Raw genomic sequence first — 19,244 nt, 5'->3', positions numbered from 1 at the left:
AGATCCCCGGGCACCGGCGGCCACGGGCCTGGCACTGCGCGGCCCACACGCCCAATGTGCCACGCGCCGGACCGACCCGCACGCGGAGCGGCAGCCCGTGACGGCCGGGTCCGCCGGAAGACCGGCGCGGACGGTGACCATACCCCAACACCCTCACGTGCCAACGGCGTTGAGCACCGCGGCCACGTCACGCCGGGTGAACTCACGGTTGCCGCGCGCTCGGGGACGGCTGGGGGGTGGACGGGATCACCGGACGTGGGACGGGGGCCGGCGTGCCGATCGGCGGATGCGGGGAGCGGGCCGGTCCGACCGGGCGGGCCGGTTCGTGGCGCACCGAGAGGAACACCAGCGCCACCACGGCGGCCAGGACCAGCACCCCCGCCACCGCCCGGCGCACCGGCACCCGCCGGGACCGCACCGGCCCGGTCGGCGGGCGCAGGGGGCGCAGGTCGGCCGGGCCGACGCGCTGTGCCCGCGCGGCCAGTGCGGCCCGCAGCCGCTCCTCCACCGGCGTCGCCGTGGTCCCCGTACCGGATTCGTTCATCGCAGCCCCTCCAGACGCCGGCCCAGGGCGTCCAGCGCCCTGCTGGCCGTGGACTTGACGGCACCGCGCGACAGACCGAGCGTCGTCGCGATCTCGGCCTCGGTCAGATGCGACCAGTAGCGCAGCACCAGCACCTCCCGCTGCCGCCGGGTCAGCGTGCCGAGCGCCGCCAGCACCTCCCGGTGGTCCTCGTGCAGCAGCACGTCCTCCTCGGGGGCGGGCGCGTGTCCCTCGGGCTCGGGGGTGTGCGCACGTGCGGTCCTGCGCCGGCGCAGCACCGAGCGGGCCGCGTTGACGACGCTGGTCCGCAGATACGCCTCCGGGTCGTCCAGCCGCGCGAGCCGGTGTCCGTGCCGCCGGAACAGCGCGGTGAACGCGTCCTGTACGACGTCCTCGGCCGTGGGCAGGTCGTCCACCAGCAGCACCGCCAGGCGCACCAGGGACAGCCGGCGGTGGTGGTAGAGCTCCTCGATGCCCGGTGGCCGCCCGGCGTCCACGGCGGTACGGGTGCCGGCAGGGGGTCCGGCGCCGGGCGCGGCCGGTGCCGCCCCCGTGCGGGTGCGGGCGAGGACGCGGGCCCGCAGCGCTGCGGTCAGGCGCCGCCAGGGCGCGGGCCGCTCCCAGGGCAGGGCCGTCGCCGGTGGTGTCGCTGTCGTCATGGATCTCCCGGGACCGGGTGCGGGGGAGCCGCCGCGCGACGGCTCCCCCGCACCGGCCCTGCCTCAGTGCTGCTGCGGAACGGGCGCCGGCGTGGCGTGGCGGTGGTGCGGTACGGGCACCGGACGCGGGTGTTCCGGAGCGGGGGCCGGGTGCCGGGGCACGGGAGCGGCGGTGGACGGCACCGGGCTCGGCGCGGCCGGTCCGGGGACGGAGGGCACCGGGGAAGGCGTGGCGGGTGCCGGTGCGGGACTCGTCGGACGGACGGGGGAGGGGACGGGGGACGGGGTTCCCGTGCGCGCCGGCGACGGCACCGGGGACGGGGTGGCGGCACCCTGGGAACGGGCCGTGGGGTGGGCGGCGCGGCTGTCGGCCGTGGTCGGGCCGTCGCCCTGGGCCGCCTGGGCGGTCAGGGTGCCGGCGACGGCCAGGGCGGCGCCCACGGCGGAGACCCCCAGGGCGGCGCGCAGCCGGTGGGTGCGGTTCGGGCGCGGGGCACGGTGTACGGACATGTGTTCCTTCGGTCGCTCAGAGTCGGACAACTGGACGAGGTGGAGGCCTCCACCCCGACAGACGTCCGACCCCGGGCGAGGTTGCGGGTGACCTCCGGCGAATTCTCCGCGACCCGTCTCCGCGACCCGTTTCCGCCACCGGCGAGCGGCCGCCCGCCCCGCCGGAGGTGTCTCAGCCCAGCCGCTTCAGCAGCTCCTCGGCGACCCGGGCCGAGGAGGCCGGGTTCTGGCCGGTGATCAGGTTGCGGTCCACCACGACGTGCGGCGCCCACGGCTCACCCGCCCGCACCTCGACCCCCGCCTCGGTCAGCCGGTCCTGGAGCAGCCACCTGGCCTGTCCGGCGAGGCCGCCCTGGGTCTCCTCCTCGTTGGTGAAGGCCGCCGCGCGGTAGCCGGCGAAGGCGTTGCCGCCGTCGGAGCGGACCGCGGCGAGCAGGGCGGCAGGACCGTGGCAGACCACGGCCAGCGGCTTGCCCGAGTCCAGGGCCGCCACCAGCAGCCGGCCCGACTCGGCGTCCACGGCCAGGTCCTCCATGGGGCCGTGCCCGCCCGGGTAGAACACGGCGGCGAAGTCGGCGAGGTCCACCTCCGCGAGCTTCACCGGCGTCCGCAGCTCGGTCATCTCCTCCAGCGCACGGGCGATCTCGTCGGCCTTCTCCTGACCGCCGTTGACCTCGGCGGCCAGGCTCGCCCGGTCGACCGGCGGCACCACACCGCCCGGCGTGGCGACGACGACCTCGTGACCGGCGGCCTTGACGGCCCGGTAGGGGACCACCGCCTCCTCGGCCCAGAAGCCGGTCGGGTGCGCGGTGCCGTCGGCGAGCGTCCAGTGATCGGCGCCGGTCATCACGAACAGGATCTTCGACATGGGGTTCTCTCTCCAGAAGGCTTGCGTCCACGGGCGGTTCGGGGCCGCGCGTGCGGCGGCCCGGGCCCGCGGACACGAACGTAGGCGAGACGACCCATAGACATCCAATGAAGCACCGAATGGCTGACATCGGTTTTCCTATGGCGGTGCGGGAATACACGGCGGCCATACTCGGACCCGTGGAGACCGCATCCCTCGACCTGAACCTGCTGCGCACCTTCCTCGCGGTGTACCGCTCCGGCTCCTTCACCGGCGCCGCCCGGCTGCTCGGACTGTCACAGCCCACGGTGACGACGCAGATGCGCGCACTGGAACGGCAGACCGGCCGGGAGCTGTTCGAACGGCTGCCGCGCGGGGTCACGCCCACCCCGGTGGCCGACGAACTGGCGACCCGGATCGCCGCGCCCCTGGACGAGCTGGCCGCCGTCGCCGGCCCTACCCCGCCGGCCGGCACCCGGGCCGAGCCCGTGCATCTGGCCGGCCCGGCGGAACTCCTGTGCGCCAGGGTCCTGCCGGCCCTCGCGCCGCTGGTCGCCGGGGGCGTACGGCTGCGGGTGGCGACCGGGCTGACCGATCCGCTGCTGGACGAACTGCGGGCCGGCCGCCACGATCTGGTGATCGCCACCACCCGCCCACGCGGCCGTACGGTGCAGGCCGTCCCGCTCACCGACGAGGAGTTCGTACTGGTCGCGGCCCCGGTCTGGGCGGAGCGGCTGAGGGGACGCGTCCCTGCGCGGGAGATCGCCGCCGAGGGTGCCGCCGGGCAGGAGACCAAGGGGCGAGGGTCCGCCGCGCAGGGCGTCGAGCGCCCAGGACGCGCCGTGCGGGACACGGACGCCGGCGGGCGCGCCGTCTCCGAGACCGAGGGCGAGGTCCACGGACCGGACCCCGCCGCGCGGGGCGCCCAAGGGGCCGCGGTCGCCGCGCCGGGCTCCTTCGACCCCGCTGTCCTGCACGACGTTCCGCTCGTCACCTACGCCGAGGACCTGCCGATCGCCCGCCGGTACTGGCGGCACGTCTTCGGCCGGCGTCTGTCGCGTACCGCCGCCGTGACCGTCCCTGATCTGCGCGGGGTGCTCGCGGCCGTGGCCGCCGGCGCCGGGTTCAGCGTGCTGCCCCGCTACCTGTGCCAGGAGTTCCTGGCGTCCGGCGCCCTCGTCGCGCTGCTGGAACCGGAGGACCCGCCGATCAACACCGGCTTCCTCGTCCAGCGCCCCGGTGCGTCCGACAACCCCGACGTGGCCCGTGTCCGCGCCCTCCTGCTGCGGGCGGCGCGCAGGTGGTGACCGGTGGTCGGGGTGTCTGCGGGGCGGAACTCCGGGCCCCCGGTGCACACGGGCGACGAACTCCTCGGCCTGGCAGGGCCGGGCAGCCCCGGTCCGGGCCCGTCGCCAGGGAGAGGGGCCGCGAACACGGTCACCCTCGGCCGAGCGGGTGGGACATCTGGTACGCCAGTCTGCGGTCCGCGCCCTCCCCGACCGCGGTCAGGACCTCGTCCAGCTCCATGAACCACTGCCAGGCGGGCCGTCCGTCGGTCTCGGCCAGCCGCGCCACCACCAGGTCCTCCAGCTCCGTGACGCGCTTGTTCTTCCAGACCTTGTCGGCCAGGCTCACCAGCAGGTCCTCCACACCGGTCCCGGCAGCCGTCCAGGACGCGTGGGTGCCGGCGAACCGGGCAAGCGCGGCGGGCACACCGTGCTCCAGCAGCAACTCCCGTCCCGCGGCCTCGTGCCGTGCGCCCGGACCGGACAGTTCGGCCGGGTGCAGAACCTTGCCGATGTCGTGCGTGGCGGCACCGAACAGCACCGCCTCCGCGTCCGCTTCGAGCCGAGGACAGTGCAGCCCGACCCAGGCCAGGAGCTGTGCCGCGACATCGTGCACCGCTCGCAGGTGGGCCACCAGCCGGGGCGGTGCGTCGACCCGCTCCAGCAGCAGGGCGACCCGCTCGGGCAGGGGGCGCAGGGGCGGGTCGTCGAGGTCGGCCGTCGCGATCGACGGTGTGTCGCCGGCTGTCATCGTGCCAGGGTAGTGAGTGGCGCGCGTCGGCGGTCGGCGGGCCGCAGCGGCCGGCGTCCTCGTCCCCGCCCCCTGGCGGTGCCGGGTCGCGGGCCGACGATGGTGCCGTGGCGTACGGCCGCCGCCGCAGCGCCGGTGCCGTCCGAGGCCGCCGGGGGACGACGGCGGCGAGAGCGAGGCCGGCCCCGGCGGCGTCTTCGTCTGCCCGCCCGGCCACGACGCGTGGGTGGTCGGCGACGAGCAGGACGGGGTGTACGACTTCGCCGGGGCGATGGCGAACGAGTACGCGAAGGGTCAGCCGGACGCGGGATCCGTCCGCTGGTCCGCTCGCCGCGCCGGCCGGCCCCGGAGCGGCCCGGCGGGGGCGGCTCTACGCGTCGAAGACCCGCACCTCCTCCTCCGCGAAGGCGATCGTGTCCGTGTGGCCGAACAGGCCCGGGAGGCCGCCGGTGTGGACGAAGACCGTCCGCTCGCCCGGGCGGACGGTGCCGTCGCGCACCGCGGCGTGCAGACCGGCCAGGGCGCGGCCGGTGTAGACGGGGTCGAGGACCAGGCCCTCGGTGCGGGCGGCGAGGAGCAGGGCCTCCCTTACCGGGGCGGTGAGGACCGGGTAGCCGGCGCCCACCTGGTCCCGGCGGATCCGCAGGGTGTCCGGCGTGACCGCCTCCGTGGTGAGCGGTGCGGCGAACTCCGCGACCGCCGCCGCCGGGTCGGCCAGCGCGCCGACGTCGACGCCGAGTACCGACCCGCTGCCCAGGGCCGCGACCAGCCCGGCCATCGTGCCGCCCGAGCCGAGGGCCACGACCGCCGTGCGCAGGTCCGGCAGTTGCTCGCGCAGTTCGGTGCCACAGCGTGTGTACCCCCGGGCCCCCAGCGTGCCGGAGCCGCCGAACGGGATCAGTGCCGGGCGGGCGCCACCGGACCGCAGACGCGCGCGGACCTCGGCCGCCGCCGCGTCCAGCCCGGCCTGGTCCACCTCGCCGGCCCAGGCGATCCTCGCCCCGAACAGGCCGTTCAGGGCGAGGTTCCCGGAGCGGGAGGCGCCCGGGGTGCCGCGCAGGACGAGGACGACGTCCAGCCCCAGCCGGGCGCCCGCGGCGGCGGTCAGCCGAGCGTGGTTGCTCTGCGGGGCACCGGTGGTGACGAGCGTGTCCGCGCCCTCGGCGAGGGCCGCGCCCACCGTCCACTCCAGCTTGCGGATCTTGTTGCCGCCGCCGCCCAGGCCGGTCAGGTCGTCGCGCTTCACCCACAGGTCCTCCGGTCCGAGCCCGAGCGCGGCGGCGAGCCGGGGCGCCGGTTCCAGAGGGGTCGGGAAGGTGCTCAGCGGCACGGGCGGGTGGGTCATGGTGGTGTCCTCGAATCGGTGTCGGTGTCGGGGCCAGTGGATCACGGCCGGACGCCCGGTGTGGTGACAGGGACGAGTCCTTCGCGAGGAGCAGGCCGGCCGACCGTGGTCACGTCCTGCCTCACACCGGCAGCAGCCCCGCGACCAGCGCGCTGAGCTGGGCGGCCGTGCGGCACTCGTGCATCTCCACCAGCTCGGCGTACGCGGGCGCGGCCGAGTCACCGGTGCCCCAGCGGTCGCGCGGCTCGGGGTTGAGCCAGTGGACGCGCCGGGCCCGCCGGGCCAGCTCGCGTACGGCGGGGAGGTTCGGGTCGCTCATGTTCGTGCGGGCGTCACCGAGGACGAACACCGTCGTACGCGGCCCCACCGCACCGCCGTACCGCTCGGCGAACTCGCCCAGTGCCACGCCGTAGTCGCTGCTGCCGTGCCAGCCGGTGAGCGTGGCCTCGGCGCGGATGCGGGCGCCGAGCCCGTCGGGGTCGGCACGGCCGTGGTCGAGCAGGCCGGTGACCTCGTCGAGCCGGTTGACGAACGCGAACACGCGCACCTTGCCGAACTGGTCGTGCAGGGCCTGCACGAGGAGCATCGTGAAGTCCGAGAACCCGGACACCGAGCCGGACACGTCGCAGAGCAGCACCAGTTCGGGCCGGACCGGGCGGCGCCGCCGCAGCACCGGACGCATCGGCACGCCCCCCGTGGACAGCGAGGAGCGCAGGGTGCGGCGCAGATCGATCGCGCCGCGCGCGGCCCGGCGGCGGCGCGCGGCGAGCCGGGTGGCCAGCTTGCGCGCCAACGGCTGGACCGCGCGGCGGAGTTCGGTCAGCTGGTCCCGGTTCGCGATCAGGAAGTCGACGCGGTCGGCGGTCGGCCGCACACCCCGCCGGGCGATCTCGTCCCGCCCCCGCCGCTCGGCCACCCGGCGCCTGGCCTCCGCCCCCACCAGCCGCCGGAACTCCTCGATGCGGCGCCGGATCTCGTCGTCCAGCAGCCGGTCCGCGAACCCGGTGCCACCGCTGCCGTCCCGGCCCCGGACGTCGGCCCGCACCCGGGCCAGCAGGGTCTGGGGCCGCAGCCGCTCCAGGGTCTGGTACGCCGACCAGCCGTCCGAGCCGGGTGAACTGCCGTACCCGCCCAGGCCGTCGACCGCCTCCGCCGCCAGCCGGGCCATCATCGCCCGGTCGTCGGCGGCCAGCGCCTCGGCCAGCCGGTCGCGCAGGGCTTCCCGGTCCCGGGGGGCGTCCTCGGGACCACCGACTCCGCGCGGGAAGTAGAGGTCGAAGACCGAGTCGAACAGGGCCCGTTGGCCCGGCCCGTGCAGCAGCGTCGCCGCCAGCCCCTCGCGCAGGCACTCCCGGTCCGCGAGGCCCAGCGCCTCCACCGCCCGGGCCGCGTCCACGGTCTCCCCGGTGCCGATCCGCACCCCGTGCGCCCGCAGCGCCGCGGCCAGGCCGGTGATCCGGTCGGCGACGGCGGTCACAGCGCGTCCAGGTCGAGCTTGGCCGCCGCCTTCTGGATGTCGTCCTGGTGCTTGAGGATCACCCCGAGGGTGTCCCGTACGACGGTCTCGTCCAGCGTCCCGGCGCCCAGCGCGAGCAGGGTGCGGGCCCAGTCGACGGTCTCCGCGACGGACGGCGCCTTGCGCAGGTCCATCGCGCGCAGCGCCCCGACCACCCGGACCACCGACTCGGCCAGCGCCGCGCCGAGGCCCGGCACCTTCAGCCGTACGATCCGCCGCTCCAGCTCCTCCTCGGGGAAGCCGATGTGCAGGAACAGGCAGCGCCGGCGCAGCGCCTCGGACAGCTCGCGGCCGGCGTTGGAGGTGAGGACGACGAACGGGCGGCGGGTGGCGGTGACCGTGCCCAGCTCCGGGACCGTGACCTGGAAGTCGCTGAGCACCTCCAGCAGCAGCCCCTCCATCTCCACGTCGGCCTTGTCGGTCTCGTCGACGAGCAGCACGGTCGGCTCGTCGCCGCGGATGGCGGTCAGCAGCGGGCGGGGGAGCAGGAACTCCTCGGTGAAGATGTCGGTGCGGGCCTCGTCCCAGCTCTCGCCGCGGCCCGCGCTGATGCGCAGCAGTTGCTTGGCGTGGTTCCACTCGTACAGCGCCCGGGACTCGTCCACGCCCTCGTAGCACTGGAGCCGGACCAGCCGGGCCCCGGCCACCTGGGCGACGGCCTTGGCCAGCTCGGTCTTGCCGACCCCGGCGGGGCCCTCGACCAGCAGCGGCTTGCCCAGCCGGGCGGCGAGGAACACGGTCGTGGCGACGGCGGGGGAGGCGAGGTAGCCGGTCTCGGCGAGGCGGGCGGAGACGTCGTCGACGGACGTGAACAACGGGGCCTCCGGCGAGGTCGGGGACGGGGTCCGTGAGAAGCGGTTGCCGGTCTCCTATCTAAGCGCTTGTTCACCTTCGGCGCCATGCTATACACCGATCGGTGTCCTTCGTGCGCCGTCGCGGTAACCTCGCGGTATGACCAGCAATGAGAAGGCGTCCCCCCGCGACCGGCTGCTCGACGCCGCCGCACGGCTCACCTACCGCGACGGCGTCTCCATCGGCATCGAGGCGCTGTGCCGGGAGGCGGGCGTCTCCAAGCGGTCGATGTACCAGCTCTTCGACAGCAAGGACGACATGCTGGCCGCCAGCCTGGTGCGGCGGATGCCGGCGTACGAGGCCCGGCTGACCCACCCCGATCCGGCGTCCGTGACCCCGCGCGAGAGCATCCTGTACGTCTTCGAACAGGTGGAGAAGGGCTCCGTGGAACCCGAGTACCACGGCTGCCCGTACCTGGCCGTGCTGGTCGAGGTGAAGAACCCCGAGCATCCGGCGAGCGTGGTCGCCCGCGAGGCCAAGGGCTTTTTGCTGAGCGCCTTCCGCGAGGCCGCCGAGCGGGGTGGCGCGCGGGACCCCGAGCTGCTCGCCCGCCAGCTCCTGCTCGTCTTCGACGGCGCCAGCGCCCGCGCCGGCGCCGGGGTGGAACACCTGGACGACGGACTCGCCACGGCGACCGCGACGGCCCTGCTGGACGCGGCGGGAGTCCACTGACACGGACGCGTGACCCTGGCCGCAGGCCACGTGCCGCTTGGCCGGGGCGGGTACCGCTTGTCTGTGCGTCGGCGGGGCGTGTGCCGCCCGGCGCGGGTCGACGGGGCTCGTGCCGGCTGGCCGGGGGCGTCGCGGGGTGCGTCCGTGGCCCTGGCCGCAGGCCACGTGCCGCTTGTCTGTGCGTCGGCGGGGCGCGTGGCGGCCGGTGGGGGTCGTTGCGGGCGCGTCCCGGGGCGGGTCGGCGGGGTGTGTGCCGCCCGGCGCGGGTCGATGGGGCTCGTGCCGGCTGATCGGGTGCGTCGCGGGTGCGTCCGTGGCCCTGGCCGCAGGCCACGTGCTGCTTGTCTGTGCGTCGGCGGGGCGCGTGGCGGCCGGTGGGGGTTGTTGGGGGCGCGTCCCGGCGCGGGGCGACGGGGCTCGTGCCGGCTGGTCGGGTGCGTCCGTGGCCCTGGACGTAGGCCATGTGCCGCTTGGCTGGGGCCGTAAATCGGCGGGGCGCACGTCGGCAGGCACGCGCGCTCCCGGGTGCGGCCGGCAGGCGGCCCAGGCCCGGGCCGCCACGGCACGGTTCCCGGCGCGGATCGTCAGGGCACAGCCCCCCCCGGTACCGGAGCTCCCCCCGTCCGGGCCACCACAACGCGCCGCCGTGCTCGTCCGCCCGGTCCAATGGAGCCGTGATCACGCCTCCGGACGACTGCCTCGCGCGCAACGAGTGGATCTGCGGCGCCTATCTGAGCACCCGCCGCCAGATCCTGCTCGACGCGGTCGTCCAGCACCTTCAGCTGACCTTCCTCGCGGTCCTCATCGGCCTGGCCGTCGCGCTGCCGCTGGCGGTGCCGGCCCGCCGCTGGGGCTGGGCGGCCGGACCGGTCCTCGCCGTGACGACGATCCTCTACACCATCCCGTCGCTGGCCATGTTCTCCCTGCTCCTGCCCCTCTACGGCCTCTCGGCCACCCTGGTCGTCGCCGGGCTCGTGCTGTACTCGCTCACCCTGCTCGTCCGCAACATCCTCGCCGGCCTGCGCGCGGTCCCGGAGGAGACCCGGCAGGCCGCGCGGGGTCTCGGCTACGGTCCCGTGCGCCTGCTGCTCACCGTGGAGCTGCCCCTGGCCCTGCCCACCGCGATGGCCGGCCTGCGCATCGCGACCGTCTCGGCGGTCTCCCTGGTCACGGTCGGCGCGATCGTCGGCTTCGGCGGTCTCGGCAACCTCATCTACGCCGGCATGAACACCTACTTCAAGGCGCAGGTGCTCACCGCGTCCGTCCTGTGCGTGCTGATCGCCGTCGCCGCCGACCTGCTCCTGCTCGGCGTGCAACGGCTGATCACCCCCTGGACGCGGGCGGCCCGCACGTGAGCACCCTCACCGCCGCCTGGGACTGGCTGGCCGACGCCGCCCACTGGCCGGGCGACGACGGCATCCGGCACCGGCTGCTCCAGCACCTCCTGCTCACCGTCGGCTGCCTGGTCCTCAGCTGTCTGATCGCGCTGCCCGTCGCGCTCGTCCTCGGCCACCTCGGCAAAGGCGGCGCGCTCGCCGTGAACATCTCCAACGTCGGCCGGGCCGTGCCCACCTTCGCCGTGCTGGTCCTGCTCCTGCTGACCCCGGTCGGACGGTGGGGGGACGGCCCCACGGTGGTGGCCCTCGTGCTCTTCGCCGTACCCCCGCTGCTCACCAACGCCTACGTCGGCATGCGCGAGGTCGACCGGGGCGTCGTCCAGGCCGCCCGGGGCATGGGCATGACCGGCCGTCAGCTGTTGTTCCGCGTGGAGCTGCCCCTGTCGCTCCCCCTGCTGCTGAACGGCGTGCGGATCGCCGCCGTCCAGCTCGTCGCCACCGCCACGATCGCCGCGCTCGCGGGCGGCGGCGGCCTCGGCCGGATCATCACGGCGGGCTTCAACCTCGCCAGCACGCCCCAGGTGGTGGCGGGCGCGCTGCTCGTCGCGGTGTTCGCCCTGCTCGTCGAGGGCGTCTTCGAGATCGCCGAGCGAGTGGCACCGGCCTGGGTGCGAGGCGGCCGATGAGAGCCCGCACCGCACTCGCCACCGCCGCCCTGCTCGCCCTGGGGGCCTGCGCCACCGGCCCGTCCCTGGAGGACCGCGGGAAGGTCACCGCGCCCCCCGGGGACAGCCGTCATCTGACCATCGGCTCGGCCGGCTTCACCGAGAGCGACCTGCTGGCCCAGATGTACGCCCAGCTGCTCGACCAGGCCGGCTACAGGACGTCCCTCCTCACGGTCGCCAACCGGGAGCTGTACGAACCCGCCCTGGAGTCCGGCCAGATCGACGTCGTACCCGAGTACGCGGCGACCCTGGCCGACTGGCTGAGCGCCAAGACCCACGGCGCGAACGCGCCCCCGGCCGGCTCGCCCGACCTCGGCAGCACGATGAAGGCCCTGCGTGCCCTCGCCGCACCCCGCGGGCTCACCGTCCTCCCGCCCGGCCGGGCCGTCGACCAGAACGCCTTCGCGGTGACCGCCGCCTACGCCCGCCGGCACCACCTCAGGACCCTCAGCGACCTCGGCGCCTCCGGACTGAGGGTACGGCTCGCGGCGGGCGACGAATGCGTGCGACGGCCGTACTGCGCGCCCGGGCTGAAGAAGGTCTACGGCATCCACGTCACCGGCATCGACCCCAAGGGCGTCGGCACCACCCAGGCCAAGCGGGCCGTGCAGGAGGGACGCGACCAGATGGTGCTGACCACCACCACCGACGCCACCCTCGACGCCTTCGGCCTGGTCCTGCTCGCCGACGACAAACGGCTGCAGAACGCCGACTACGTCGTCCCCGTCGTCAACCGCTCCCGTGCGGGCGGCCCCGGCGTGGCGAAGGCGCTCGGCAGACTCGACGACGTGCTCACCACCGCCGACCTGGCCGCCATGAACCGGCAGGTCGACAGCTGGCGGCGGCTGCCTGCCGACGTGGCCCGCGCCTATCTGAAGGACAAGGGCCTGCTGAAGTGACCCGGGTCAGGCGTCCGCCACCGAGTCGAACGGCACCTGCCCCCGCGCCACCCCGCGCGCGTCGGCGTCCACCGAACGGCGCAGCGCCTCGTGCAGCTTCGCCGGGGTCAGCACGCCGAGGAACCGGGACCCGTCCAGCACGGCGACCCACCCGGCGTCGTGCTGGAGCATCACCCCGAACGCCTGCTTCAGCGGCGCGCCGACCGGCACCCAGGAGGTCATGCGGTGGGCGAGGTCCCCGACCGTGCCGCCCGCCGGCAGTTCCTCCACGCCGACCCAGCCGTGCAGGTCACCGCCCGCGTCCAGGACCACCGCCCACCGGGCGCCCGCGGACCGCAGCCGTTCCAGGGCCCGCCCGGCGGGCTCGTCCGGGCGGGCGACGGGCGGCTGCTCCAGGTCGTCCGGCTCGATCGCGGTGACCGACAGCCGCTTCAGCCCGCGGTCGGCGCCCACGAAGGAGGCGACGTACGGCGTCGCGGGCGCCCCGAGCACCGCGCCCGGCGTGTCGAACTGCTCGATGCGGCCCTGCCCGTACACGGCGATCCGGTCGCCGAGCCGGACGGCCTCCTCGATGTCGTGCGTGACCAGCAGCACCGTCTTGCGCACCGCCGCCTGCATCCGCAGGAACTCGTCCTGCAACTGCTCCCGCACCACCGGGTCGACCGCGCCGAACGGCTCGTCTATCAGCAGCACCGGCGGGTCCGCGGCCAGCGCCCGCGCCACACCGACCCGTTGCCGCTGCCCGCCGGACAGCTGCTGCGGATAGCGCGGCCCGTAGGTCTTCGGATCCAGCCCCACCAGGTCCAGCAGCTCGGCCGCCCGGGCCCGTGCCCTCGACCGCTTCCAGCCGAGCAGCACGGGCACGGTCGCGGTGTTGTCGAGGACGGTGCGGTGCGGGAAGAGGCCCACCTGCTGGATGACGTACCCGATCCGGCGGCGCAGCCGGACCGGGTCGACGGCCGCGACGTCCTCGCCGCCGACGAGGATCCGGCCCGAGGTCGGTTCGATGAGCCGGTTCACCATCATCATGGTCGTCGTCTTGCCGCACCCGGAGGGCCCGACGAGCGTGACCAGTTCCCCCTCGGCCACCTCGAAGGAGAGGCCGTCCACGGCCGTCGTACCGTCCGGATACCGCTTGGTGACCTGCTCGAGCCGGATCATTTCCCCAACGTACGGCAGGGCGCGGCCCGCCTCATTCCGTGGTGCCCCGACCGGCGGACGCCCGGCAGGTGCGGTCAGCCGAGCAGGATCACCTCCAGGGTGCGGGGGCCGTGGACGCCCTCCACCCGGTCCAGCTCGATGTCGCTCGTGGCCGACGGGCCGGAGATCCAGGTCAACGGGCGGGTGGGGTCGAGGCGTTCGAGGGCCTGGGGGACGGAGGAGACGACCTGGTCCGGGACGCGGACGACACAGATGTGGTGGTCCGGGACGAGCGAGATGCGCCGGCGGCCCTGGTCGGGCGAGCCGTCGAGCACGATGGTGCCGGTCTCGGCGATGGCCACGGCGCATCCCGTCACCACGCTGTCCACCCGGTCCAGCCGCTGGGCGGTGACCGCCGTCCGGTCGTGGATCCGCACGGGATCGGCGGCGGACAGCCACTCCGGCGGGAGCCCCGGCGGAACCAGCACCTCCTGGGAGCCGCGCTCGGCCAGCAGCCGCATGACGAGCAGCGGCAACTCCTCCGCGTCGCAGCGGTGCACGATCGCCCGGTAGTCGACCAGGTTCTCCGCGAGCAGCTCCACCGTCTCCCCGGTGGTCCGCCGCCCGTGCTCGCGCAGGTAGTCCCGGGGCACGGCCTCCTCGTACGGCACCTCGTCCGCGGGCACGTCCGCGAGCGCGCGCCGCACCCGGCCCAGGATCCGCTCCCTGCTGCTCACTTCGCACCGTCCTTCCCGCCGCGCGTGCGCTGCCACCAGTCCCGGAACGGTTCGGGCGGCACGGCCGGCAGGTCCCGGGTGCCGCTCCACGCCCGGCCGGGGCCGGGCAGGGTACGGGGGTGCAGCCGGCGGGTGCGGGAGGCCAGCCGCTGGCCGGTGCGCAGGGCGCCGGGGTGCGTGAACGCCCAGCGCGCCGCCCGCATCGCCGCCCGTTCGGCCGCGTGCCCCTTCGCCGGCCGGAGCACCACCGTGTTGCCCTGCCGCACCGCCGGACCGCCCTCGACCACCCGCTCCCGCAGGTGCACCAGCACCTCGGGGATGTCGATGGCGACCGGGCACACCTCGTAGCAGGCCCCGCACAGGCTCGACGCGTACGGCAGGGAGGCGTCGATCTCGCTCGCCGTGCCCCTGAGCTGGGGGCTGAGGATGGCGCCGATGGGGCCCGGGTAGACCGAGCCGTACGCGTGCCCGCCCGCCCGCTCGTACACCGGGCACACGTTCAGGCAGGCCGAGCAGCGGATGCAGCGCAGCGCCTGGCGGCCGACCCGGTCGGCGAGGGTGTCGGTGCGGCCGTTGTCGAGCAGGACCAGGTGGAAGGCGCGCGGACCGTCGCCGTCCGTCGTGCCCGTCCACATGCTGGTGTACGGGTTCATGCGCTCGGCGGTGGAGGAGCGGGGGAGGGTCTGCAGGAAGACCTCCAGGTCGCGCCAGGTGGGCACCACCTTCTCGATGCCGACGACCGAGATCAGCGTCTCCGGCAGGGTCAGGCACATCCGGCCGTTGCCCTCGGACTCCACGACGACCAGTGTGCCGGTCTCGGCGACCATGAAGTTGGCGCCGGAGACGCCGACCTTGGCGCGCAGGAACTTCTCCCGCAGGTGCAGCCGGGCTGCCTCGGCGAGTTCGGCGGGCGTGTCCGTCAGGCCCTCCGGGGCCGGGCGGCCCCACTCGCCCATCTCGGTGCGGAAGATGTCCCGGATCTCACCCCGGTTGCGGTGGATGGCCGGGACCAGGATGTGCGAGGGGCGGTCCTTGCCCAACTGCACGATCAGCTCGGCGAGATCGGTCTCGTAGGCGCGGATGCCCTCCGCCTCCAGGGCTTCGTTGAGGCCGGTCTCCTGCGTGGCCATCGACTTGACCTTCACGACCTCCGACTCGCCGGTCTCCTTGACCAGCCCGGCGACGATCCGGTTGGCCTCCTCGGCGTCCACCGCCCAGTGGACCGTACCGCCGGCGGCGGTGACCGACTCCTCCAACTGCACGAGGTAGCGGTCCAGGTGGCGCAGGGTGTGGTCCTTGATCCGCCGGCCCGCCTCCCGCAGCGCCGCCCAGTCGGACAACTCGCCCACCGCCTTGGCCCGTTTGGCCCGGATGGTGTGGGTGGCGTGCCGCAGGTTGCCCCGCAGGACGGGGTTGTGGACGGCGTCGTGCGCGGCCTTCGGGAAGGCCGGCATGCCGAGATACGTTCCGGTCATAGCGCCGGTTCCTCCTCCGTGCTCGCCAGGATCTCCGCGATGTGCACCGGCCGCATGCCCGTCCGCAGCCGGCTCATCGTGCCGCCGAGGTGCATCAGGCAGGAGTTGTCGGCCGCGCACAGCACCTCCGCGCCCGTCGACTCGGCGTTGCGCACCTTGTCGGCGCCCATCGCCGCCGACACCTCCGCGTTCTTCACCGCGAACGTGCCGCCGAACCCGCAGCACTCGTCCGCGCCGGGCAGCTCGACCAGTTCCAGCCCCTTGACGGCCTGGAGCAGCCGGCGCGGCCGGTCGCCCAGCCCGAGCCCGCGCAGCCCGTGGCAGGTCGGGTGGTAGGTCACCGTGTGCGGGTAGTAGGCGCCGACGTCCGTCACCCCGACCACGTCGACCAGGAACTCCGTCAGCTCGTACGTCTTCGGCACCACCGGCGCCAGCGTCCGCGCCAGCGCGTCCCCGCGGCCCTCGGCCCGGGCCCGTTCGCCCATGCGGGGATACAGCTCCCGCACCATCGCCCCGCAGGACCCGGACGGGGTGACGATGGCCTCGTACTCCCCGAAGACATCGGAGAAATGACGGGCCATGGGCTCGGCCTCATGCCGGTAGCCGGTGTTGTAGTGGGCCTGCCCGCAGCAGGTCTGCGCCATCGGGAAGTCGACGTCGACACCCAGTCTGGTCAGCAGCTTCACCACGGCCCGGCCGGTGTCCGGATACAGCGTGTCGTTGACGCAGGTCAGGAACAGGGCGACACGCATCGCGGCTCCTCGGTGTCGGTCATCGGACGAGTGCAGAGTAATCGGCGGGCCGCGCCGAGGGGAGACCGCGGCCCACCGCGTGGCGAACCGGGCCTGGGCCGCCCGCCACGGGCCGGTGTCGCCGCGGGGCGTGTACCGGGTGAGCGGCTGGGTCCGGCGCCGCGGGGACGACCCTGGACGGGCCGGCGCCCGCCCCGCGGTTCGTCACCACGCCCGGGGCCGGATCGCGCTCGGCTGCCGTGCCGGTGTCCCCGGCGACGGCCGCAACGCCCGCGCCGGATCCGGCGGTTCGCGAGGGACCGCGCCGGGGGAGTGCACCGGCACCCGCACCGCCGAGCACGGCTCCGGCACCGCCCGGTCCACCGACTCGGCGGGCCGCCCGCACGACGCCCTCGGCGTCGCACGTGACCTGCTTCGCCCGGCCGGCGTGACGGTAATGTCGAGGTCTCCCGCCGCATCCCCGTTCCCTGGAGGTCCGAGCCCGATGGCCCAGTCGGTGGGTATCAAGGACGTCGCCCGCGCCGCCGGAGTGTCGGTGGGCACGGTGTCCAACGTCATCAACCGCCCGGACACCGTCGCCGGCGAGACCCGTGCGCGCGTGCTGTCCGCGATCGACCGGCTCGGCTACGTCCGCAGCGAGTCGGCGCGCCAGCTGCGGGCGGGCCGCAGCCGGATCATGGGGCTGCTCGTGCTCGACATGGGCAACCCGTTCTTCGTGGACGTGGCGCGCGGCGCCGAGCGCGCGGCCCGGGGCGCCGGGCTCGGCGTGATGGTCTGCAACAGTGCGCAGGACGCCGCCGAGGAGGCCGAGTACCTGTCGCTCTTCGCCGAACAGCGGGTGCGGGGCGTGCTGCTCACCCCGGCCGACGCCACCGGCCGCAACATCGCCGCCTTCCGCCGGCACGGCATCCCGTTCGTGCTGGTCGACCGGGTCGCCGGGGGCACCACCGAGTGCTCGGTCTCGGTGGACGACATCGCGGGCGGCGCGCTGGCCGTCCGGCACCTGGTGGACGCCGGGCACCGCTCGATCGCCTACGTCGGCGGGCCGCCAGGGCTCGACCAGGTCCGCGACCGGCGCACCGGTGCGCTGAACGCCCTCGCCGAGGCCGGGCTCGGCCCCGAGGCGCTGCGCGAACTGCCCACCGAGCGGCTCGACGTGGCCGCCGGCCGGGACGCGGGCGCCCGGCTGCTGGGCCTCGCCGGCCGGCCCACCGCCGTTTTCTGCGCCAACGACCTGCTCGCCCTCGGCGTGCTCCAGGCCATGTACGCGGCGGGCGTGACCGTCCCGGACGACCTGGCCATCGTCGGCTACGACGACATCGAGTTCGCCGCCGCGGCCGCCGTACCCCTCACCTCGGTCCGGCAGCCCGCCGTCACGATGGGTGCCCTCGCCGCCGAACTGCTGCTGGAGGAGACCGAACGGGGCGACGGCAAGGGGAAACGGGCGCACGAGCACCGGCGGGCGGTGCTCCGGCCGGAGCTGGTGGTGCGCCGCTCCAGCCTCGCCGCCCGCTGAGCCCCGCGCTGCGCCCGCCGCGCCGGGGCTCGCGCCGACCGGAAGCGCCGACCGGAGGTGCTGACCGGAAGTTCAGTAACAATCCATGATCCCGGGGCTCGGCCCGCACCGGCTCATGTGCTCAACTGGGAGACGTCCAGACCGTCCGTCCCAGGAGACCCGTTGAGCCTCAGCTACCGCCAGCCCGGCGTCGTGCTCACCGACCACCACTTCACCGTGCCCCTCGACCACGCCGACCCGGGCGGCGAGACCATCGAGTTGTACGCCCGCGAGGCGGTGGCGAGCGACAAGGCCGGGCAGGACCTGCCCTGGCTGGTGTACCTGACAGGCGGCCCCGGCTTCGGGGCGAATCGTTTCGTCGGACGTCAGGCCTGGCTCGACCGGGCCTTGGACGAGTACCGCGTCCTCCTCCTCGACCAGCGCGGCACCGGCCGCTCCACGCCCGCCACCCGGCAGACGCTCCCGCTGCGCGGCGGCCCCGCCGCCCAGGCCGACTACCTCACCCACTTCCGCGCCGACTCCATCGTCCGCGACTGCGAGGCCATCCGCCCCCAGGTCACCGGCGGCGCCCCGTGGACCGTGCTCGGCCAGAGCTTCGGCGGCTTCTGCACGGTGTCGTACCTCTCCCTCGCCCCCGAGGGCATCGCCACCGCGATCATCACCGGCGGCCTGCCCTCCCTGCACGCCCACGCCGACGACGTCTACCGGGCCGCCTACCCGCGCATCGAGCGCAAGGTCGCCGCGCACTACGCCCGCTACCCGCGGGACGTGGAGCGGGCCCGCCGGATCGCCGACCACCTCCTCACCCACGACGTGGTCCTGCCGAACGGCTACCGCCTCACCGTCGAGGCCTTCCAGTCCCTGGGCCACATGCTCGGCACGAGCGACGGCAGCCACCGGCTGCACCACCTCCTGGAGGACGCCTTCGTGGTGACCCCGGCCGGCCTGGAACTGTCCGACGCCTTCCAGGAACAGGCCCAGTCCCTGCTGTCGTACGCCGCCCACCCTCTCTACGCCCTCGTCCACGAGTCGATCTACGGCCAGGACGCGCGCCCCACCGCCTGGTCGGCCGAGCGCGTCCGTGCCGAGTTCCCGCAGTTCGACGCGGCCAAGACGCTCACCGGCGACGGCCCGGTCCTGTTCACCGGAGAGACCGTCCACCCCTGGGTGTTCGACACCGACCCTGCCCTGCGCCCCCTGCGCGAGACGGCCGATCTGCTCGCCGCCCGCACCGACTGGCGCCCCCTCTACGACCCCGCACGGCTCGCCGCCAACGAGGTCCCGGTCGCCGCGGCCGTCTACCACGACGACATGTACGTCGACAGCGGCCACTCCCTGGAGACGGCCCGCGCGATCCGCGGCCTGCGTCCCTGGGTCACCAACGAGTACGAGCACGACGGCCTGCGTACGGGCGCGCCCCGCGTTCTGGACCGGCTGCTGGCGCTGGTGCGCGACGAGGTATGAGGGCGGTAAGCGGATGTTCATGCCGTAGCCAGAAGGCCACCTAGAGTAATTGAAACGATATAAATTGGTGGCCTGTATCACAAATGCGCCGGGAACGATATCGCGACAGCTTCTTTGATCAAGAGAAAGCGCAGGTGGGCGGGGAGATGCAGGCGGTCTGCCCGGCTTTGTTTCCCCGGCCCACATGGTGAGATGAGCGCGGTGTAAGTCGATCCAT

The 19,244-nt window shown here is 74.7% G+C and carries 19 protein-coding genes and 1 pseudogene; 8 read left to right on the top strand and 12 right to left on the bottom strand.

What is annotated here, in order from left to right; all coding sequences use genetic code 11:
- Nucleotides 1–202 precede the first annotated feature (202 nt).
- The 4 genes from AB0946_RS25055 to AB0946_RS25040 form a co-directional block, all read right to left on the bottom strand.
- A complete protein-coding gene (locus tag AB0946_RS25055; protein WP_366762891.1) occupies nt 203–544 on the bottom strand; it encodes a hypothetical protein in 342 nt (113 codons plus the stop codon).
- Nucleotides 541–1,203 (bottom strand): SigE family RNA polymerase sigma factor, encoded by a 663-nt coding sequence (locus AB0946_RS25050; protein WP_366762890.1) that lies wholly within the window; start codon nt 1,201–1,203, stop codon nt 541–543. The genes AB0946_RS25055 and AB0946_RS25050 overlap by 4 nt, the downstream gene beginning before the upstream one ends.
- Nucleotides 1,204–1,266: 63 nt before the next feature.
- Complete coding sequence (locus AB0946_RS25045; RefSeq protein ID WP_366762889.1) at nt 1,267–1,713, bottom strand: hypothetical protein; 447 nt, start codon at nt 1,711–1,713, stop codon at nt 1,267–1,269.
- A 172-nt stretch (nt 1,714–1,885) separates the two neighbouring features.
- Nucleotides 1,886–2,581, bottom strand: coding sequence for a type 1 glutamine amidotransferase domain-containing protein (locus AB0946_RS25040; RefSeq protein WP_366762888.1), 696 nt, complete (start codon nt 2,579–2,581; stop codon nt 1,886–1,888).
- Nucleotides 2,582–2,721: 140 nt separating this feature from the next.
- On the opposite strand from AB0946_RS25040, the gene AB0946_RS25035 reads away from it, so the two are divergent.
- A complete protein-coding gene (locus AB0946_RS25035; RefSeq protein ID WP_366762887.1) occupies nt 2,722–3,867 on the top strand; it encodes a LysR family transcriptional regulator in 1,146 nt (381 codons plus the stop codon).
- A 130-nt stretch (nt 3,868–3,997) separates the two neighbouring features.
- Here AB0946_RS25035 and AB0946_RS25030 read toward each other — a convergent pair whose 3' ends face one another.
- On the bottom strand, nt 3,998–4,597 hold the full coding sequence (locus AB0946_RS25030; RefSeq protein ID WP_366762886.1) for an HD domain-containing protein: 600 nt from the start codon (nt 4,595–4,597) through the stop codon (nt 3,998–4,000).
- 157 nt (nt 4,598–4,754) lie between these two features.
- On the opposite strand from AB0946_RS25030, the pseudogene AB0946_RS25025 reads away from it, so the two are divergent.
- Nucleotides 4,755–4,889 (top strand): annotated as a pseudogene (locus AB0946_RS25025) (cupin); the annotation flags it as partial.
- A 78-nt stretch (nt 4,890–4,967) separates the two neighbouring features.
- Here the strand turns inward: AB0946_RS25025 and AB0946_RS25020 are convergent.
- The 3 genes from AB0946_RS25020 to AB0946_RS25010 form a co-directional block, all read right to left on the bottom strand.
- On the bottom strand, nt 4,968–5,942 hold the full coding sequence (locus AB0946_RS25020; protein ID WP_366762885.1) for a D-cysteine desulfhydrase family protein: 975 nt from the start codon (nt 5,940–5,942) through the stop codon (nt 4,968–4,970).
- Between the two features lie 121 nt (nt 5,943–6,063).
- Nucleotides 6,064–7,419: a VWA domain-containing protein gene (locus AB0946_RS25015; RefSeq protein ID WP_366762884.1), complete on the bottom strand. Its 1,356-nt coding sequence runs from the start codon at nt 7,417–7,419 to the stop codon at nt 6,064–6,066.
- Nucleotides 7,416–8,273 carry a MoxR family ATPase gene (locus AB0946_RS25010; protein ID WP_366762883.1) on the bottom strand — a complete coding sequence of 286 codons (858 nt, stop codon included), beginning with the start codon at nt 8,271–8,273 and terminating at the stop codon, nt 7,416–7,418. The genes AB0946_RS25015 and AB0946_RS25010 overlap by 4 nt, the downstream gene beginning before the upstream one ends.
- A 136-nt stretch (nt 8,274–8,409) precedes the next feature.
- On the opposite strand from AB0946_RS25010, the gene AB0946_RS25005 reads away from it, so the two are divergent.
- The 4 genes from AB0946_RS25005 to AB0946_RS24990 all read left to right on the top strand — a co-directional run bounded on the left by AB0946_RS25005 (nt 8,410) and on the right by AB0946_RS24990 (nt 11,943).
- Complete coding sequence (locus AB0946_RS25005) at nt 8,410–8,982, top strand: TetR/AcrR family transcriptional regulator (protein ID WP_366762882.1); 573 nt, start codon at nt 8,410–8,412, stop codon at nt 8,980–8,982.
- Nucleotides 8,983–9,656: 674 nt separating this feature from the next.
- Nucleotides 9,657–10,337, top strand: coding sequence for an ABC transporter permease (locus tag AB0946_RS25000; RefSeq protein WP_366762881.1), 681 nt, complete (start codon nt 9,657–9,659; stop codon nt 10,335–10,337).
- Complete coding sequence (locus tag AB0946_RS24995; RefSeq protein WP_366762880.1) at nt 10,334–11,005, top strand: ABC transporter permease subunit; 672 nt, start codon at nt 10,334–10,336, stop codon at nt 11,003–11,005. Before AB0946_RS25000 ends, AB0946_RS24995 begins: the two co-directional genes overlap by 4 nt.
- Nucleotides 11,002–11,943, top strand: a complete 942-nt coding sequence (locus AB0946_RS24990; protein WP_366762879.1) for an ABC transporter substrate-binding protein — start codon at nt 11,002–11,004, stop codon at nt 11,941–11,943. Before AB0946_RS24995 ends, AB0946_RS24990 begins: the two co-directional genes overlap by 4 nt.
- A gap of 6 nt (nt 11,944–11,949) precedes the next feature.
- Here the strand turns inward: AB0946_RS24990 and AB0946_RS24985 are convergent, their stop codons facing one another.
- The 4 genes from AB0946_RS24985 to AB0946_RS24970 form a co-directional block, all read right to left on the bottom strand.
- Nucleotides 11,950–13,104, bottom strand: a complete 1,155-nt coding sequence (locus AB0946_RS24985) for an ATP-binding cassette domain-containing protein (RefSeq protein WP_366762878.1) — start codon at nt 13,102–13,104, stop codon at nt 11,950–11,952.
- Nucleotides 13,105–13,178: 74 nt separating this feature from the next.
- A complete protein-coding gene (locus AB0946_RS24980) occupies nt 13,179–13,820 on the bottom strand; it encodes a lactate utilization protein C (RefSeq protein ID WP_366762877.1) in 642 nt (213 codons plus the stop codon).
- Nucleotides 13,817–15,295 carry a lactate utilization protein B gene (locus tag AB0946_RS24975; protein ID WP_366762876.1) on the bottom strand — a complete coding sequence of 493 codons (1,479 nt, stop codon included), beginning with the start codon at nt 15,293–15,295 and terminating at the stop codon, nt 13,817–13,819. The genes AB0946_RS24980 and AB0946_RS24975 overlap by 4 nt, the downstream gene beginning before the upstream one ends.
- On the bottom strand, nt 15,292–16,047 hold the full coding sequence (locus AB0946_RS24970; RefSeq protein WP_366762875.1) for a (Fe-S)-binding protein: 756 nt from the start codon (nt 16,045–16,047) through the stop codon (nt 15,292–15,294). Before AB0946_RS24970 ends, AB0946_RS24975 begins: the two co-directional genes overlap by 4 nt.
- 484 nt (nt 16,048–16,531) lie before the next feature.
- Between AB0946_RS24970 and AB0946_RS24965 the strand changes: the two genes are divergently transcribed.
- Both AB0946_RS24965 and AB0946_RS24960 read left to right on the top strand, forming a co-directional pair.
- Complete coding sequence (locus tag AB0946_RS24965; protein WP_366762874.1) at nt 16,532–17,563, top strand: LacI family DNA-binding transcriptional regulator; 1,032 nt, start codon at nt 16,532–16,534, stop codon at nt 17,561–17,563.
- A gap of 162 nt (nt 17,564–17,725) precedes the next feature.
- Nucleotides 17,726–19,027: an alpha/beta fold hydrolase gene (locus AB0946_RS24960; RefSeq protein WP_366762873.1), complete on the top strand. Its 1,302-nt coding sequence runs from the start codon at nt 17,726–17,728 to the stop codon at nt 19,025–19,027.
- Nucleotides 19,028–19,244 lie beyond the last annotated feature (217 nt).

It is taken from the genome of Streptomyces sp. NPDC046870 (assembly GCF_040704595.1).
GTDB classification, from domain to species: Bacteria; Actinomycetota; Actinomycetes; order Streptomycetales; family Streptomycetaceae; genus Streptomyces; species Streptomyces argyrophylli.
The sequence above is the reverse complement of the archived record's forward strand: the minus strand, read 5'-3'. Positions and strand labels throughout refer to the sequence as shown.

What these genes read in the sequence shown, in the direction of transcription:
- AB0946_RS25055 (WP_366762891.1), bottom strand. Translation starts at nt 544, where the DNA reads ATGAACGAATCCGGTACGGGGACCACGGCGACGCCGGTGGAGGAGCGG.
- AB0946_RS25050 (WP_366762890.1), bottom strand. Translation starts at nt 1,203, where the DNA reads ATGACGACAGCGACACCACCGGCGACGGCCCTGCCCTGGGAGCGGCCC.
- AB0946_RS25045 (WP_366762889.1), bottom strand. Translation starts at nt 1,713, where the DNA reads ATGTCCGTACACCGTGCCCCGCGCCCGAACCGCACCCACCGGCTGCGC.
- AB0946_RS25040 (WP_366762888.1), bottom strand. Translation starts at nt 2,581, where the DNA reads ATGTCGAAGATCCTGTTCGTGATGACCGGCGCCGATCACTGGACGCTC.
- AB0946_RS25035 (WP_366762887.1), top strand. Translation starts at nt 2,722, where the DNA reads ATGGCGGTGCGGGAATACACGGCGGCCATACTCGGACCCGTGGAGACC.
- AB0946_RS25030 (WP_366762886.1), bottom strand. Translation starts at nt 4,597, where the DNA reads ATGACAGCCGGCGACACACCGTCGATCGCGACGGCCGACCTCGACGAC.
- AB0946_RS25020 (WP_366762885.1), bottom strand. Translation starts at nt 5,942, where the DNA reads ATGACCCACCCGCCCGTGCCGCTGAGCACCTTCCCGACCCCTCTGGAA.
- AB0946_RS25005 (WP_366762882.1), top strand. Translation starts at nt 8,410, where the DNA reads ATGACCAGCAATGAGAAGGCGTCCCCCCGCGACCGGCTGCTCGACGCC.
- AB0946_RS24990 (WP_366762879.1), top strand. Translation starts at nt 11,002, where the DNA reads ATGAGAGCCCGCACCGCACTCGCCACCGCCGCCCTGCTCGCCCTGGGG.
- AB0946_RS24985 (WP_366762878.1), bottom strand. Translation starts at nt 13,104, where the DNA reads ATGATCCGGCTCGAGCAGGTCACCAAGCGGTATCCGGACGGTACGACG.
- AB0946_RS24975 (WP_366762876.1), bottom strand. Translation starts at nt 15,295, where the DNA reads ATGACCGGAACGTATCTCGGCATGCCGGCCTTCCCGAAGGCCGCGCAC.
- AB0946_RS24970 (WP_366762875.1), bottom strand. Translation starts at nt 16,047, where the DNA reads ATGCGTGTCGCCCTGTTCCTGACCTGCGTCAACGACACGCTGTATCCG.
- AB0946_RS24965 (WP_366762874.1), top strand. Translation starts at nt 16,532, where the DNA reads ATGGCCCAGTCGGTGGGTATCAAGGACGTCGCCCGCGCCGCCGGAGTG.